Raw genomic sequence first — 14,754 nt, 5'->3', positions numbered from 1 at the left:
GCTGGCGTTCCGTTCAGCGCTCCGGATAGCGGATCGCCACGACCTCGATGCCCTCGACGCCCTGCGGCGTCCGCAGCCGGGCGGTGTCGCCCACCTGGGTGCCGAGCAGCGCGCGGGCGACCGGCGAGACCCAGGAGATCCGGCCGGCCGAGCTGTCGGCCTCGTCGACCCCGACGATGGTGACCGTCACCTCGCGGTCGTCCTCGCGCGCATAGGTGACCGTCGCGCCGAAGAACACCGTGCCGCGCCTCGACTGCGCCGCCGGGTCCACCACCTGGACCTTCTCCAGCCGCTTGCGGATGAAGCGGACCCGGCGGTCGATCTCCCGCAGCCGGCGCTTGCCATACTGGTAGTCGGCATTCTCCGACCGGTCGCCGAGGCCGGCGGCCCAGGAGACGACCTCGACCACCTTCGGACGTTCGTCGTACCAGAGCCGGCGCAATTCCTCGGCCAGGGCGGCATGGCCGGCGGGGGTCATGTAGAAGGGCGTGCCGGCGGGCAGGCCGGGCGGGCCCTCGTCGTCATCGTCGTCCGTGGTGGCCATGCCGTCTTGTAGCCGGGCCGGCGCCGGGGCGCACGGCGCGGCCGCCGTGCATATGGTCGGCTGTCGACCTGCCGCAGCAAGGCGCGGGATCAGGCGTGCCCCCGGTGGACGCCCGCGTCCGGGCCACCCGCGGCGGCCCGTCCCGGACAAGGGAAGGGCGGGGTTCGAGGCGGGAATGCTTTCCCCCTCCCCGAACCTGCCTGCCCGAGGGACACTCAGGCCGCCGCCAGGCTCACCGCCTCCGTCGTCAGCGGCGCCGCGTCCGACCGATCCAGCGCCGCGATGCTCACCCGCGGCTTGCCGCATTCCACCGGGCCATAGGCCGAGCAGAAGGCGACCTCGGCGGCGTCGCGGCCGATGCCGATCCGCACCAGCCCGTCCGGCGCCGCCTTGCGGGTCGGGTCGAACAGGTACCAGGCGCCGCCTTCCGGCCCTTCCAGCCAGGCTTCCATCACCGCGTGGAAGTCGGGCGGCGAAAGCCGCCAGGCATAGGCGCTGACGAAGCGCGCCGGGATGCCGAGCGCGCGGCAGAAGGCCATCGCCAGATGGGTGAAGTCGCGGCAGACCCCCTGGCGCTGCACCAGCGTGTCGCGCGCCGAGGTGTGCTCGTCGCTGCTGCCCGGCGTGTAGTCGAGATGGTCGTGGAGCCAGTTGCAGATCGCCACGACCCGGTCGTAGCCCTGCGGCAGGCGGCCGAACTCCTTCTGCGCGAAGGAGACCAGCAGGTCGGATTCGACGTAGCGGCTGGGATAGAGATGGGTCAGCACCTCCAGCGGCAGGCGGCCGGCCGGCATCTCCCCCACCGAGCCGGGCGCGAGCACCGCGGGGTCGAGCCGCACCACCGCGTCGTACCGCACGGTCAGCCTGCCCTTGCCGGCGCATACCCGGACATAGCGGTTGCCGCTTTCCGGCATGGTGAAACGATCTTGAACGAGGTCCTGGGAGAAGGTCAGCGCCTCCTCCAGCACCGTCTGGTTGGGGCGACGCTGCGCCTCCAGGTTGAAGACGAAGGGTGTGCCGCCCTCGGCCTGCACGTCGTAGTCGAGCTCGCAGCCCACCCTGTACCGCATCGAGGTCCCGCTTTCCTGTATCCGCGCTATCGCGCCTGTGAAGGGCCGGCGTAACGCCGTCCGGCCTCTGCGGTTTCCGCATGGCTGGCCAGGGCCGGGCGCATCGGCCTTCACTCCGCCGGGACCGGCACCGCCCCGGGCAGGGGGGCGGCGCGCTGTGTCAGCACGGCGTCCAGCGCCAGCACCCGTTCGGCCGAGGCGCCCCAGGTCGCCACCCGCTCCATGCTGGTGACCGGCCAGGTCAGCGCCGCGGCCAGCTGCTGGAAGGCCTGCGCCCCCTGCATCAGCCCGCCGAGCGTCACCACGCCCTGGAAATAGCCCGGCAGCCCGGCGAGGATCGGGAAGGTCGTGGTCAGCCTGCCATGCCCGGCATTGTACGCGGACAGCCGCGCCATGCTGCGGGTCTGGCCATTCCAGGTGCGGCCGACCATGCCGAACAGCGGCTGCAACCGCGCCATGCCGCCGCGTCGCGCTGGTGGCGCCTCGTCCCGCAGCCGCACCAGGGCGACGCGGAATTCCGCCTCCGCGGCCTGTCGCCGGTCGGTCGCCGCCACCAGCGGCCGGCCGAGCGCGAAGGCGGCGACGCCGCTGACCAGGGCATAGATCAGCGCCAGCCAGACCAGGTAGCCCGGGATCGTCACCGCCTGGCCGAAGACCTGGAAGGTCGGGCTGCCCGACAGCTCCCAGAGCAGGCCGCCGAAGATCACCAGCAACAGCGTGGCCTGCCAGAGCGAGCTGCTGAGCTCGACCGCCTCCTCGGTGGCGATGCGGATGTCCTCGGCGATGCGGCCGTCGATGTTGGCCGCACCTGCCACGGCCTCGGCCGGGGTGGCGCGCCGCAGCCAGGCGGCGGCCAGCCGGTCGGTCAGCCAGCGCCGCCAGCGCAGCTGCAGGGCGCGGCGGCAGGTGAGGTGCAAGCCGGATTGCAGCCCGAAGCCGAGCACGAGCAGCGCCAGCACCAGGCACTGCGCCGGCAGCTCGGCCACCGCGCGGCGGTCCAGCACGTCGAACAGGGCCCCGAGCCAGGTGTTGAAGCGGACCGACAGGGCGATCTCGGCGGCGGTCAGGCTGGCCAGGATGGCGGTGAGGGCAACCGCCTGCCAGCGCGTCGGCCCGGACCAGAAACCGCCGGCGACGGCGGCGAAGCGGGCGGGCAGGGGGCGCAGCCGGGCCAGATCCTCGGTATCCGCCATGCCGCTCGATCCCCCCGTCATCCTGTCATGGAACAATGCGAAGCGGCCCCGGGTTGCTCCTGACCGTTGCCGCGATGCACCGCGCACGCTGTGCTGAACCGCGGGTCGGCCCATATGCTGCGGCGATGGAATGGCAGGCCCCCGCCGTGGTGCTGGATGCCCGCCCGCTCGGCGAGAGCGGCGCGGTGGTCTCCCTGCTGACCGAGGCGCATGGCCGGCATGCCGGCCTGGCCAAGGGTGGCGCCTCGCGTGCCCAGGCGCCGGTCTGGCAGCGCGGCAACCTGGTCGAGGCGCGCTGGGTGGCGCGGCTGGCCGACCAGCTCGGCGCCCTGACCGGGGAGCTGGTGCATCCCGCCGCAGCGCTTGCGATGCAGGACCCGCTGGCGCTCGCTTTGCTGTCCTCCGCCTGCGCCATGGCCGAGAGCGCGCTGCCGGAGCGGCAGCCGCATCCGCGCTGCTTCCACGGGCTGGTCTCGCTCATCGCCCGGCTGGGCGAGGGGGCCGCGCCGCTGCTGCCCGACTACGTGCGCTGGGAGGCCGACCTGCTGGCCGAGCTGGGCTACGGCCTCGACCTCGCCCGCTGCGCCGTCACCGGGGCGACGGAGGATCTGGTCTGGGTCTCGCCGCGCACCGGCCGCGCGGTCTCGGCCGCCGCGGGGGCGCCGTGGCGCGACCGGCTGCTGCCGCTGCCGCGCTACCTGCTGGGGCAATGGGGCGGGGCAGGGCCGGCGGACTGGCTCGCCGGGCTGCGGCTGACCGGGCATTTCCTGGCGCGCGACCTGTTCGGGGAGCGGCACGAGGCGATGCCGCAGGCCCGGGGGATGCTGGCCGACCGGGTGGCGGCCCTTGGCGCCGGGTTGCGACAGGCTACCTAAGCATCACCCGGCGCGCGAGGCAGTCCGCGCCATCCAACGGAGCCAGCCAGTTGCGCCGCATCCCCGTCCTCGCCGTGCTCGGCCTGCTCGCGGGCCCGGTATCGGCCGCCCCGGACCAGGTCTTCGCCACCCCCTCCGGCCCCTTCATCGACCTCGCCCCGCCGGCCGGGTCGGGGCCGGTGCGGCTGGCGGTCGGGCAAGTGGTGCGCATCGGCCGACTGGAAGGCGAGACGGTGATCGACACCACCGCCTATGTGCAGCAACCGACGCCCGAGGCGATGGAGAGCCTGGTCCGCCGCCTGGCCGCCACCGGGGCACGGCTGGTCCCGCTGACCGATCCCAGCAGCCAGCGGACCTGGATCGCCGCCGACCGGGTGGTGCTGGTGCGGGGGTCGGAGACCCGGCATGCCGCCGGCGCCCGCGCCGCGATCGTCCTAACCGGGCTGCGCAACACCCGGGACGTTGCGGTGCGCGAGACGGTCGAGGAGGTCATGGCCGCGCTGGCCCGCTGATCCGGTGGCGCCCGCCGCCCCGACCGGCTAGAAGGGAGGAGAACGAAGCGCGAATCCCTGACCCATGCCCGAGCAGACCCCCGACCGGACCAAAGCCCCGCCCGCGTCCCCGGACGGTGGCACCATCAAGGACCGCACGCTGGCGACCGCGCTGTCCGAGCGCTACCTCGCCTATGCCATGTCCACCATCATGTCGCGGTCCCTGCCGGATGTGCGGGACGGGCTGAAGCCGGTGCATCGGCGGCTGCTCTGGGCGATGCACCAGCTCAAGCTGGACCCGGCCGCGGGCTTCAAGAAATGCGCCCGCATCGTCGGCGACGTGATGGGCAAGTACCACCCGCATGGCGACGCGGCGATCTACGACGCCATGGTGCGGCTGGCGCAGGAATTCGCCGCCCGCTTCCCGCTGGTCGAGGGCCAGGGCAATTTCGGCAATATCGACGGCGATAACGCCGCGGCCATGCGCTACACCGAGGCCCGGCTGACGGAAGTCGCCCAGGCCATGCTCCAGGGGATCGACGAGGACACCGTCGATTTTCGCGCCACCTACGACGGCGAGGAGCAGGAGCCGGTGGTACTGCCGGCGGCCTTCCCGAACCTGCTGGCCAACGGCGCCAACGGCATCGCGGTCGGCATGGCGACCAGCATCCCGCCGCACAATGCCGGCGAGCTGTGCGCCGCGGCGCTGGCGCAGCTGCAGGTCTTCCGCGAGCGGAAACTGAGCCTGGAGCAGGTGGCGCTGCATGCGGCGGAGGGTGCGCGGGCCGGGTTCCTCGACGCCTCCCTCGCGCCGATGCTGGCCGTCATCCCCGGCCCGGACTTCCCCACCGGCGGCGTGCTGGTCGAGCCGCCCGAGGCGATCCGCGAGGCCTACCGCACCGGCCGCGGCGGCTTCCGGCTGCGGGCGCGCTGGGAGAGGGTCGCGGCCAAGGGCGGCACCTGGCAGGTCGTCGTCTCCGAGATCCCCTACCAGGTGCAGAAGGCCAAGCTGATCGAGCAGATCGCCGCCCTGCTGGAGGAGAAGAAGCTCCCGCTGCTGGGCGACATCCGCGACGAGAGCACCGACATCGTCCGCCTGGTGCTGGAGCCGAAGAGCCGCGCCGTCGACCCGGCGGTGATGATGGAGACGCTGTTCCGCGCGACGGACCTGGAAACCCGCCTGCCGCTGAACATGAACGCGCTGGATGCCGAACGCACGCCGCGGGTCATGGGCCTGCCCGAGGTGCTGTGGTCCTGGCTGGAGCACCGCCATGTCGTGCTGGTCCGGCGCACCGAACACCGGCTGGCGGCGATCGCCCGGCGGCTGGAGATCCTCGACGGCTACCTCATCGTCTATCTCAACCTCGACGAGGTGATCCGCATCGTCCGCGAGGAGGACAAGCCGAAGGAGGCGCTGATGGCGACCTTCTCGCTGACCGAGCTGCAGGCCAACGCCATCCTCGACATGCGGCTGCGCGCGTTGCGCCGCCTGGAGGAGATGGAGATCCGGAAGGAGCACAAGAAGCTCTCGACCGAGCAGAAGGGCCTGCAGGGGCTGCTGGGCTCCGAGCCGAAGCGCTGGGCGGCGATCGAGACGGAGATCGAGGCGACCCGGAAGGCCTTCGGCGAGGGCCCGCTCGGCGCCCGCCGGACCGAGACGGGGCGCCTGCTGCCGGCCGTGCTGGTGGACGAGGCCGCCTTCGTCGAGCGCGAGCCGATCACCGTCATCCTGTCGGAGAAGGGCTGGATCCGCGCCCAGAAGGGGCACCTCGCGCCCGAGGCCGAGCTGCGCTTCAAGGAAGGCGACCAGCTGCATACCTGGGTGCATGCGCAGAGTACCGACCGCATCGTGCTGTTCGCCACCAACGGCCGCGCCTACACGCTGAAGGCCGAGGCGATCCCGCGCGGCCGCGGCGACGGCCAGCCGGTGCGGCTGATGGTCGACATGACCAACGAGGACACCATCATCCGGGTCTTCGTGCATGCCGAGGCGAAGCGCTACCTCGTCGCCGCCACCGACGGCCGCGGCTTCGTGGTGAAGGGCGAGGACCTGCTGGCCGAGAAGCGCACCGGCAAGCAGGTGCTGCTGACCGAGGCGGGGCAGGAGGCCGCGGTCTGCGTCGAGGCCGAGGGCGACCATGTCGCGGTGATCGGCACCAACCGCAAGCTGCTGGTCTTCCCGCTCGACCAGGTGCCGGAGATGGCGCGGGGCCGCGGCGTGCAGCTGCAGAGCTACAAGGACGCCGACACGGTGCTGGCCGACGTGAAGGTCTTCACCCGCAAGGAGGGGCTGAGCTGGGCGCTGGGCGACCGGCAGCGGCTGGAAACGGACCTGACCACCTGGCGCGGCAACCGCGCCGGGGCGGGCAAGGCGCCGCCGAACGGCTTCCCGAAGAGCGGGCGGTTCGAGTAGAAAGGCAAGACTGGGGAGGAAAAAAGCATGTCCTCCCCATTGGACACATGCGTCCAACCCCAGCTTTGCTTTTTCCGAGTCTGGCACTCGCCGCGCGGCGAACGCCAGAGTCGGAAAAATAGATGAGGGGTCCGGGGAGAATACTTTCTCCCCGGCCTTCTTACTTTTTCCTGGAAACGATCATCACCTTACGGCTTACCCCGCCGTCTCCGGCACCATCGCGCTCTCGGCCGGCACCATGCTGTCCTCCAGCACCCGCCAGACGCCGCCGGTGAGGATCTCGCTCGGCCGGTAGCGCGACTTGTAGGACATCTTCCGGCTCTCCGGCACCCAGTAGCCGAGGTAGACGTAAGGCAGCCCCAGCGCCCGGGCCCGCGCCACCAGCCAGAGGATCGCCCAGGACCCCAGGCTGCGCCGCGCCTCGGCCGGGTCGAAGAAGGAGTAGACCGCCGAGAGCCCGTCGCTCAGCCAATCCGTCAGGCAGGCGCCCAGCAGGCGGTCCTGCGCGTCGCGGAACTCGATCATGCCGGTGGTGATCGGGGTGTCCTCGACCATGGCGCGGTAGTCGTAGAAGCCCATCGCCGCCATGTCGCCGTCGCCGTGCCGGGCCTGCTGGTAGCGCTGGAAGAGCTGGAACTGCTCGGCCGTGGCGCGCGCCGGCATCTCGAACCCGGCCACGTCGGCGTTGACCTTGTTCAGTTTCCGGTGCGCCCGGTTGGGCTCGAACTGCGGCACCAGGATGCGGATCGGGACGCAGGCCGAGCACCCCGGGCAGACCGGCGAATAGGCGATGTTGTGGCTGCGGCGGAAGCCGGCGCGCGACAGCCGGTCGTGCAGGGCCTCGGCATCCGGGCCGGTCAGTTCGGTCACGATCTTCCGTTCCGTCCGGCCGGCCAGATAAGGGCAGGGCAGCGGGGCGGTGGTGTAGAAGAACTGCGGGCGGCGGGTTGGGCGGTGCAGCATCGGCCTTACGTGTCGACGGAGACAGTGTCGGGGGGAGAGCCGCTGAAATCAACCACTTCGGCACAACGGGGTTCACCGCGCATCAAGGATTGAGCGTGATGCGTCCTTCCAGCGCCGCGGGCGCCTTGCGCAGCGTCGGCATCCGGCCGTCCCGCCATGCCGCCAGAAGGTCGCCCCAATGGCCGGAGGCCGGGTTGCCGGACTGCCCGGTGGCGATCACCGCGAGCGTCGCATCCGGATCGACCAGGTCCGCCACCAGCCGCAGCCCGGCGCCATGGACATGGGCATAGGGGGCGGGACCGAAGCCGCGGAGGCCGCCGCGCAGCACGGTCCATTCATCGCCGCCGGTCGCGGCCACGAGGCCGGTGAGCCAAGCAAGGCCCGGCACGAGGCGCAGCAAGGGGTGCTCGAACCGGGCGACATGCACCGCGCCCCAGCGCCAGGCGGCGGGGTCCGGCCCCTGGGTCGCGGCCAGCTCCGCCACCGCCTCGGCCAGCGCCCGGCCGGCGAGGCCGGCGCAATCGCCGCCGCACCAGGCGGCGCCGGCGCCATCGGGCGAGAGCACCAGGCGGAGGAAGGCGGCACGCGGCGTCCAGCCGCCCTCCGGCACCCCGCCCGCGGCCAGCGCCAGCGTTCCCAGCCGGCGGATCCAGGCGTTGAAGACCAGCCCCTCCGGCCGGTCGGCCCGGACATCGCCGTCCCAGGCCAGCAGCAGGTCATGCGCGGTGCCGGCCGCTCCGTCGGGCCGCGGCAGGCGGCGCAGCAATGCCTCGGGCCCCAGCAGGTCGCGCGCGAAGGTCGAGACGGTGTCCCGCTGCATCGCGGCGAAGCCGGCGGCGTCGTGCCGCGGCCGGGCCGCCAGCATCTCCCCGATCCGCCGGAAGCGCGCATCGTCCGGCCAGTCGCGGCCGAGGAAGACCGGGCTGCCCGGCGGCACCGGGCGATTGTTGGCATTGGCGATGGCGCCGCTGGCCGGATCCTCGACATGCGGCATCTCCTCGAAGGGGATCCAGCCGGTCCAGTCATGGCTGCCGTCCCAGCCCGGGGCGGGCAGCGTCCCGTCGCCGGCCCGGCGCCGCGGCATGCGGCCGGTGAGGAACATCCCGATCCGCCCGGCCCGGTCGGCGACCATCAGGTTCTGCGGCGGGCTGGAGATCAGCGCCGCGGCGGCGCGCGCCTCGGCCAGCGACCCGGCGCGGTTCAGCGCCAGCAGCCCGGCGGCGGCGGCATCGGCCGGCGCCAGGTTGGCCATGGCGACGGCCAGCACCCGGTCGGCCGGCGGGGATTCGTCGAGGTCGGAGATCACCGGGCCGTGCCGCGTCTCCCGCACCCGCAGCGTCACCGGGGCGGCGCCGCGGACCCGGATCACCTCCTCCCGCACCGTGAAGGGCCGCGGGCCCTCCGGCGTCTCGTAGGCGTCCGGTCCGGCCAGCCGTTCGATGAAGACGTCCTGGCTATCCGAATGGGTGGTGGTGAAGCCCCAGGCGAGGGCGGCATTGCGGCCGATCACCATGAACGGCACGCCGGGACTGGTCGCCCCCGCCAGCATCCGCCCGTCGCCCAGGTCGATCCGCGCCAGGTACCAGAGGATCGGCGCCTGGAAGCCGAGATGCGGGTCCGAGGCCAGGAGCGGCGCGCCGGAGGCGGAGCGGGAGGCCGCGACCGCCCAGGCATTGCTGGCGGAGCCGGGCAGGGTGCCTGGCTCGGGGAAGCGCGGCAGCGCGGCGGCGAGGCGGCCGAGGTCCAGCCCCGCCAGGTCGGGCCGGCCGGCGGTGGCATCCTCCGGCCAGAGCTCCCGCTGCCGCGCCTCCGGCAGGATCGCCGCCAGCCGGGCGCGGTCGAGCTCGGCCCGCCAATTGCCGGACAGCCAGATGCCCATGACCTTGGCCCAGAGCAGGCTGTGTTCCGGCTGCCAGGGCTCCGGCGCCCCGAGCAGGAGGAATTCCGGGGCGGCGAAGCGGCCATGCGCGGCGATCCAGGCATTCACCCCGGCGGCATAGGCCTTCAGCAGCGCCTGGGCATCGACCGGCAGGGCGGCGACATCCGCCGCCGCGCGCTGCGCCAGGCCCAGCGTCCGCACGAAGCGGTCGGCCCGCAGCGTCGCCGGGCCGGTGATTTCCGAAAGCCGCCCCGCGGCGCCGCGGCGCATCAGCTCCATGGCGAAGAGCCGGTCGCGCGCATGCAGCCAACCGAGCGCCATGGCGGCATCGGCTTCGGTTCGGGCGGCGATGCGGGGGATGGCGTGGTCGTCGAGGGTGACGGTGACGCGGGCGGCGAGGCCGGGCAGCCGCAGGGTAGCGTCGCGTGCCGGGACGGTCCACCAGACCAGCCCGGCCAGCAGCGCCGCCGGGACGAGCGCCACGGCCAGGAGGATGAGCAGGCCGCGTCGCAGCCAGCGCCCGAGGCGACGGCGCGGGGTCAGCGGGAGGGCGCCGGCCTGGCCGGCAGCATCGCCTCGGGACCATGCACGGATGCGACCATCGGGGACCCCTGAGCATCCGGGGCCTCGCCGCGCGCCGGTCTCCATGGTCTAGCCCAGGCCGCCCGCCCGCGTCCATGCGGTGGGCCCGAGCCGGGCACGAGGCCCGCCGGCCGATGCTGCCCGCCGCCGCAGCCGCCGCTGCGGACTCCGCAGGACGGCGTCGTCGATGCGGCCGGTGTCTCTGCGGTGCGGCTGCCCGCGCTCGAGCGGTGATGCCGCGCTGGCCAGCCGGAGTGTTCCCAACCCGGCCGGGTGCGGGCTAGCATCCCCCGCAACAACCAAGGGATGGAGGAAGCCAATGCGCGGTGTCTGTTTCACCGGTGACCGGGAGCTGGAGCTCATCTCCTTCCCCGACCCCACGCCGGGCTTCGGCGAGGTGGTGCTCGAGATGAAGGCCTCCGGCATGTGCGGCAGCGACCTCAAGCAGTACCGCCGGCAGCGCGGCGTGCGGCAGAACAACGGGCTGGCGACGCCGGAGGGCCCGACCATCGCCGGGCACGAGCCCTGCGGCGTGGTCGCGGCGATCGGCCCCGGCGTCGATCCCCGGCTGGCCAAGGAGGGCGCCCGGGTGATGGTGCACCACTACCAGGGCTGCACCACCTGCGGCCATTGCCGCACCGGCTGGCAGCAGCTCTGCCAGAAGACCAGCGTGAAGGTGTACGGCAACAACGCCCATGGCGGCCATGCGCAGTACATGTGCGTCCCGGCCAATACCCTCATCCCGCTGCACGAGGCGCTGACCTTCCAGGCGGGTGCGGCCATCTCCTGCGGCACCGGCACGGCCTGGGGCGCGCTGCGGCGGATGAACATCTCCGGCAACGACACCATCGCCATCTTCGGCCAGGGGCCGGTGGGCCTGTCCGCCACGCAGCTGGCCACCGCGATGGGCGCGCGGGTCATCGCGCTCGACATCTCGCCGCAGCGGCTGCAGCGGGCCAAGGAATTCGGCGCGGCCGAGACCATCAACCCCTCCAATGTCGACCCGGTGGAGGCGATCCGCGAGCTGACCCACGGGCTGGGGGCGGACCTCACGCTCGACACCTCCTCCTCGCCGCAGGCACGGATCCAGGCGATCCGGTCGCTGAAGGTCTGGGGCACCTGCTGCTTCGTCGGCGAGGGCGGCGAGGTGACGATCGACGTCTCGCCGGACATGCTGCGGCGGCAGGCGACCGTCATCGGCTCCTGGACCTTCTCCTCCGTGGGGCAGGAGGAGTGCGCGCAGTTCATCGTCGACCGCGGCATCAAGGTGGACGACCTCTTCACCGAGACCTGGAAGCTCGACCAGGCGGAGGAGGCCTACAAGCTGTTCGACCAGCAGAACACCGGCAAGGGCGTCTTCCTGATCTGACGCGGCAGGCGGGCCTGCCGGTGGATCGGCCCGGGGTCAATCCTCCGCCCAGGCTATCCGTTCCGACTGGTCCGCCGAGGCGACGCGGTCCGGCAGCGGCAGGATATAGGCGTCGACGGCGAAGAGCCAGAAGCCGACGGCGATGGCCACGAGCAGCACCGTCCTGACAGGACGGCCGCGGGGGGAAACTGGGATCATGCGGGGCCTCCTTGCGGCAGGGTCGCCGCATCCGGCGCACCCGTCTGTGCGATACGGCACAGACAAATGGTTGGATGCGATACATTCCGCTTCCGGAACGCCTCCAGGTCAGCCTCGGCATTGGCCGGGGGACCAGCGGGTCGGGTCCGTTGCGGCCATATGCTGCGGGGTGGCGACGACCCCCAGGCCGCCGAGCGGACGGACCGGCAGGGCATGCCGAAGGTCTGCAGGACGACCCTTGGGATCACGGCCCCAGCACGGTGATCCGGGACGGGGTGGTGGGGACCGGAAGATCCGCCGTCCCGCCGAGGTGGCGGCTGGCCACGCAGCCGAAGAAGACGAGGTTGCCGAGCAGCAGCAGCAGCGCGAGGGCCGCATCGCTCTTTGACAGGTGCCGCGGCACGGGCTGCATGGTCGTCATCGCTGCATCCTCCTGACCCGGGCAGGATGACGCATGCGACGGACGCTTGCCGTGCGGCGCGACACAACACGGCACAGGGGGGCGGGGGGGGGGGCGGGCGGCTACCCGCAGACGACCTTCTCGACGCGTCCGTCGCGCAGCAGCAGCGTCGCCCGTTCCGGCCGGTAGTCGCGCGTCATGGGAGCGGCCCTCCCGGCGACGCGGAGGGTACGGATGCCGGGCATCGCCTCGATCGCCGTGACCGCCTCGGCCTCGGTCAGCCCGGCCAAGGCGGGGAAGGCGGCCTGGTGCGCCGCGCAGCCGCCGGTGCCGGGCAGGCTGGCCGGCTGCGCCCAGGCCGCGGCGGCCGTCCCGAGGACGACCGCCAGGGCCAGCGCAGCCCGCATCAGCCCATGTTCACCATGATCGTCTTCTTGTGGGTGAAGTGTTCCAGCATCGCCTCGAGGCTGGCTTCCTTGCCCAGGCCGGACGACTTCACGCCGCCATAGGACAGGTTGGCCTGGACCACGAGGTTCTGGTTGATCTGCACCAGCCCGGCCTCCAGCCGGTGCGCCAGGTCGAGCCCGACCTTCAGGTTGTTGGTCCACAAGCTGGCCGCCAGGCCGTATTCGCTGTCGTTGGCCTCGGCGAGCACCGCTTCCGGGTCGTCGAAGGGCGCCATGACGGTGACCGGGCCGAAGATCTCCTCCCGCACCAGCCGGCTGTCGGCGCCGAGCCCGGTGAAGATGACCGGCTGGATGAAGAGCCCCTTCCTCAGCGCCGGGTCGGTCGGCATCGCGCTGCAGACATGCGCCGTTGCACCCGCCGTGCGCGTGCCTTCCTCGATGAAGCCGCGCACCTTCTCCAGCTGGCCTTCCGAGACGATGGTGCCGATATCGGTCTTCTCGTCCAGCGGATCGCCCATGACCATCCGGTTCACCGCGTCCTTCATGGCGCTGACGAACCGGTCGAAGATCGGCCGTTCCACGTAGATGCGGGATGCCGCGGTGCAGCTCTGCCCCTGGCGGGTGAACCGCATCGAGGTCAGCGCGCCGGAGACGGTCTTGTCGAAGTCGCAATCGGCGAAGACGATCATCGGCGACTTGCCGCCGAGCTCGAGCGTCACCGGGATCAGCTTGTTCGCCGCGGCACGCGCGACGATCTTGCCGGTCTCGACCGAGCCGGTGAAGGTGACCTTGCGGACCTTCGGGTGGTCCACCAGCGGCGCGCCGCATTCCGGCCCGAAGCCGGACAGCATGTTGAAGCATCCCGGCGGCAGGATGCGGTTCATCAGCTCGCAGATGCGCAGCACCGCGAGCGGCGCCTCCTCGGCCGACTTCACCACCACGGTGTTGCCCGCCACCAGCGCCGGCGCCACCTTCAGCGCCATCAGCAGCATCGGCACGTTCCAGGGGATGATGGCGCCGACCACGCCGAGCGGCTCGCGCACCGTCACCGACAGCACGTTGGGCGCGAAGGGCACGCTCTCGCCCTTCAGCTCCGAGCCCAGGCCGCCGAAGAATTCGAAGACGTCGGCGACGACGCCGGCCTCGACCCGCGATTCGGTGCGCAGCGCCTTGCCGGTCTCGAGCGCGATGAGCCGCGCCAGCTCCTCCTGGTGCTCCTTCAGCAGGGCGGCGCAGGCATGCACCATGGCGCCGCGCTTGCGGGCCGGGACCTTCGCCCAGTCCTTCTGCGCGCGCGACGCCACCTGCACCGCCACATCGACGTCGGCGGCATCGCCCTCGGCGGCGCGGGCCACCTCAATCCCGGTCGCCGGGTTCACCACGGCGAAGCTCTGGCCGTTGCGGCCAGGGACGTAGCCGCCGCCGATGAAATGGACGCCCGACAGCGCCTTGGCCAGCGCGAAGGGATCGAGGCAGGGATCGGCGGGGGTGGGATGCGGCCGGTCGAGCATTGGGGGTTCCTCCCGAAACGGAAACTGGCGGTATGGCTGGCCGCAAGATGATCGCGGGCGGGCAGGGCGGCAAGCCTATCCGGGCCCGCGCATCGTGCTGGCCAGGCTCGCCCCCGCGGTCAGCATATGGGCCCGCATCTGCCGCCCGGCCTCCTCGCCATCGCCGCGCAGCACCTCGCGCAGCACCGCCGCGTGCTCGGCGAAGGAGCGCCGCAGCCGGTCGGTGCCGTCGAGCTGCGCCCGGCGGAAGGGCGCCAGCCGCAGCCGCAGCGCCTGGGCGTGCTCGGCAAGGAAGCCGTTATGGGTGCAGCGGTAGAGCGCCGAGTGGAATTCCCGGTTCAGCGCATCATAGGCGCCGACATCGCCGGCGCCGACCGTGGCGGCGGAGGCTTCGTGCAGCGCCTGCAGGGCGAAGCGCTCCGGCGCGGTCATGCGGTGGGTGGCGAGCCGGGCGCACATCGCCTCGGTCTCCGCCATCACCTCGAACATCTCGCCCAGGCGCTCCAGCGTCAGCGCGGCGACGCGCACGCCGCGCCGGGGCTCGATGGTGACGAGGCCGGCGGCCGCCAGTTCGCGCAGCGCCTCGCGCAGCGGGGTGCGGGAGGCGCCGAAGCGTTCGGCGGCCTGCTGCTCGTCGATCTCGGTGCCGGGGGCGAGGCGGCCGGCGATGATCTCCTCGGCCAGGGCGACGCGGATCGTCTCGGCCAGGGTGGTGACCGCGGCGGCGAGCGGGACGACCTTCGCCGCATCCGCGATGTGGCTGCGCGCCATGGCTGGTGCCCTCCGCCGTCGCACGCCTGCCAATATACAAAGGGCGCCGATTTGCGGGGTTGAGCATACGGAAATAATGTGAAACACA

14 protein-coding genes are annotated in these 14,754 nt (G+C 72.4%); 4 read left to right on the top strand and 10 right to left on the bottom strand.

Translation table 11 applies throughout. The features are described 5' to 3' along the window. Positions 1 to 13: 13 nt before the first annotated feature. The 3 genes from greB to ACFQS7_RS25225 form a co-directional block, all read right to left on the bottom strand. Complete coding sequence (gene greB, locus ACFQS7_RS25235) at positions 14 to 544, bottom strand: transcription elongation factor GreB (protein WP_380069918.1); 531 nt, start codon at positions 542 to 544, stop codon at positions 14 to 16. Positions 545 to 759: 215 nt separating this feature from the next. Next, positions 760 to 1,614 carry a transglutaminase family protein gene (locus ACFQS7_RS25230; protein WP_380069917.1) on the bottom strand — a complete coding sequence of 285 codons (855 nt, stop codon included), beginning with the start codon at positions 1,612 to 1,614 and terminating at the stop codon, positions 760 to 762. 110 nt (positions 1,615 to 1,724) lie between these two features. Then, positions 1,725 to 2,807 (bottom strand): SbmA/BacA-like family transporter, encoded by a 1,083-nt coding sequence (locus ACFQS7_RS25225; RefSeq protein WP_380069916.1) that lies wholly within the window; start codon positions 2,805 to 2,807, stop codon positions 1,725 to 1,727. Between the two features lie 125 nt (positions 2,808 to 2,932). Between ACFQS7_RS25225 and recO the strand changes: the two genes are divergently transcribed. The 3 genes from recO (at position 2,933) to parC (ending at position 6,586) form a co-directional block, all read left to right on the top strand. Continuing rightward, positions 2,933 to 3,682 carry a DNA repair protein RecO gene (gene recO, locus ACFQS7_RS25220; protein WP_380069915.1) on the top strand — a complete coding sequence of 250 codons (750 nt, stop codon included), beginning with the start codon at positions 2,933 to 2,935 and terminating at the stop codon, positions 3,680 to 3,682. Between the two features lie 50 nt (positions 3,683 to 3,732). Continuing rightward, positions 3,733 to 4,194 carry a hypothetical protein gene (locus ACFQS7_RS25215; RefSeq protein ID WP_380069914.1) on the top strand — a complete coding sequence of 154 codons (462 nt, stop codon included), beginning with the start codon at positions 3,733 to 3,735 and terminating at the stop codon, positions 4,192 to 4,194. Between the two features lie 64 nt (positions 4,195 to 4,258). Then, entirely contained in the window at positions 4,259 to 6,586 is a 2,328-nt protein-coding gene (gene parC / locus ACFQS7_RS25210) for a DNA topoisomerase IV subunit A (RefSeq protein WP_380069913.1), read from the top strand. A gap of 195 nt (positions 6,587 to 6,781) precedes the next feature. Here the strand turns inward: parC and ACFQS7_RS25205 are convergent, their stop codons facing one another. Then, positions 6,782 to 7,549 (bottom strand): arginyltransferase, encoded by a 768-nt coding sequence (locus ACFQS7_RS25205; RefSeq protein WP_380069912.1) that lies wholly within the window; start codon positions 7,547 to 7,549, stop codon positions 6,782 to 6,784. A gap of 82 nt (positions 7,550 to 7,631) precedes the next feature. Then, positions 7,632 to 9,911, bottom strand: a complete 2,280-nt coding sequence (locus ACFQS7_RS25200) for a penicillin acylase family protein (RefSeq protein ID WP_380069911.1) — start codon at positions 9,909 to 9,911, stop codon at positions 7,632 to 7,634. A gap of 418 nt (positions 9,912 to 10,329) precedes the next feature. Here ACFQS7_RS25200 and ACFQS7_RS25195 point away from each other — a divergent pair, with 418 nt between their 5' ends. Then, on the top strand, positions 10,330 to 11,379 hold the full coding sequence (locus tag ACFQS7_RS25195) for a zinc-binding dehydrogenase (RefSeq protein WP_380069910.1): 1,050 nt from the start codon (positions 10,330 to 10,332) through the stop codon (positions 11,377 to 11,379). A gap of 36 nt (positions 11,380 to 11,415) precedes the next feature. On the opposite strand, the gene ACFQS7_RS25190 is transcribed toward ACFQS7_RS25195, so the two are convergent. The 5 genes from ACFQS7_RS25190 to ACFQS7_RS25170 form a co-directional block, all read right to left on the bottom strand. Then, positions 11,416 to 11,577, bottom strand: coding sequence for a hypothetical protein (locus ACFQS7_RS25190; protein WP_380069909.1), 162 nt, complete (start codon positions 11,575 to 11,577; stop codon positions 11,416 to 11,418). Positions 11,578 to 11,821: 244 nt separating this feature from the next. Further along, positions 11,822 to 11,998 (bottom strand): hypothetical protein, encoded by a 177-nt coding sequence (locus ACFQS7_RS25185; RefSeq protein WP_380069908.1) that lies wholly within the window; start codon positions 11,996 to 11,998, stop codon positions 11,822 to 11,824. Positions 11,999 to 12,099: 101 nt separating this feature from the next. After that, positions 12,100 to 12,384, bottom strand: a complete 285-nt coding sequence (locus ACFQS7_RS25180; RefSeq protein ID WP_380069907.1) for a hypothetical protein — start codon at positions 12,382 to 12,384, stop codon at positions 12,100 to 12,102. Beyond that, the gene (locus tag ACFQS7_RS25175; RefSeq protein ID WP_380069906.1) at positions 12,384 to 13,895 is read right to left on the bottom strand and encodes an aldehyde dehydrogenase family protein; all 1,512 of its coding nucleotides are present in this window, start codon (positions 13,893 to 13,895) and stop codon (positions 12,384 to 12,386) included. Before ACFQS7_RS25175 ends, ACFQS7_RS25180 begins: the two co-directional genes overlap by 1 nt. Positions 13,896 to 13,970: 75 nt before the next feature. Then, positions 13,971 to 14,666 (bottom strand): GntR family transcriptional regulator, encoded by a 696-nt coding sequence (locus ACFQS7_RS25170; RefSeq protein ID WP_380069905.1) that lies wholly within the window; start codon positions 14,664 to 14,666, stop codon positions 13,971 to 13,973. Positions 14,667 to 14,754 lie beyond the last annotated feature (88 nt).

This window comes from Dankookia sp. GCM10030260 (assembly GCF_042666655.1).
GTDB lineage: Bacteria > Pseudomonadota > Alphaproteobacteria > Acetobacterales > Acetobacteraceae > Paracraurococcus.
This window is presented reverse-complemented; position numbering and strand designations above follow the sequence as displayed.

Coding starts and splice junctions, on each gene's coding strand:
- ACFQS7_RS25185 (WP_380069908.1), bottom strand. CDS start 11,998: ATGACGACCATGCAGCCCGTGCCGCGGCACCTGTCAAAGAGCGATGCG.
- ACFQS7_RS25230 (WP_380069917.1), bottom strand. CDS start 1,614: ATGCGGTACAGGGTGGGCTGCGAGCTCGACTACGACGTGCAGGCCGAG.
- ACFQS7_RS25170 (WP_380069905.1), bottom strand. CDS start 14,666: ATGGCGCGCAGCCACATCGCGGATGCGGCGAAGGTCGTCCCGCTCGCC.
- recO (WP_380069915.1), top strand. CDS start 2,933: ATGGAATGGCAGGCCCCCGCCGTGGTGCTGGATGCCCGCCCGCTCGGC.
- ACFQS7_RS25225 (WP_380069916.1), bottom strand. CDS start 2,807: ATGGCGGATACCGAGGATCTGGCCCGGCTGCGCCCCCTGCCCGCCCGC.
- greB (WP_380069918.1), bottom strand. CDS start 544: ATGGCCACCACGGACGACGATGACGACGAGGGCCCGCCCGGCCTGCCC.
- ACFQS7_RS25205 (WP_380069912.1), bottom strand. CDS start 7,549: ATGCTGCACCGCCCAACCCGCCGCCCGCAGTTCTTCTACACCACCGCC.
- ACFQS7_RS25195 (WP_380069910.1), top strand. CDS start 10,330: ATGCGCGGTGTCTGTTTCACCGGTGACCGGGAGCTGGAGCTCATCTCC.
- ACFQS7_RS25175 (WP_380069906.1), bottom strand. CDS start 13,895: ATGCTCGACCGGCCGCATCCCACCCCCGCCGATCCCTGCCTCGATCCC.
- ACFQS7_RS25180 (WP_380069907.1), bottom strand. CDS start 12,384: ATGCGGGCTGCGCTGGCCCTGGCGGTCGTCCTCGGGACGGCCGCCGCG.
- parC (WP_380069913.1), top strand. CDS start 4,259: ATGCCCGAGCAGACCCCCGACCGGACCAAAGCCCCGCCCGCGTCCCCG.
- ACFQS7_RS25190 (WP_380069909.1), bottom strand. CDS start 11,577: ATGATCCCAGTTTCCCCCCGCGGCCGTCCTGTCAGGACGGTGCTGCTC.